Genomic DNA, 256 nt, shown 5'->3' on the forward strand with positions numbered 1-256 from the left:
CGCAGCTGCTTCATGAGCTCCCACACGAATTGCTTGATTCATTGAAGAAGACGATAGAAGCAGCTTTAAGCTCCAAGCTGATAGCTCAACGCTAACAGTTACGCGCTCGAAATTGGGTCTGTAGCTCAGTTGGTTAGAGCGCACCCCTGATAAGGGTGAGGTCGGCAGTTCGAATCTGCCCAGACCCACCAATTTTGTTATGGGGCCATAGCTCAGCTGGGAGAGCGCCTGCCTTGCACGCAGGAGGTCAGCGGTT

Annotated in this window: 1 tRNA gene; it reads left to right on the top strand. The window is 53.1% G+C overall.

Going from position 1 to position 256, the window contains the following annotated elements:
* The first annotated feature begins 114 nt into the window (after nucleotides 1-114).
* Nucleotides 115-191, top strand: a tRNA-Ile gene (locus tag MA884_RS27855).
* Nucleotides 192-256 lie beyond the last annotated feature (65 nt).

Origin of the sequence: Pseudomonas sp. Q11 (assembly GCF_024494355.1) — a bacterium.
Lineage (GTDB): Bacteria > Pseudomonadota > Gammaproteobacteria > Pseudomonadales > Pseudomonadaceae > Aquipseudomonas > Aquipseudomonas hefeiensis.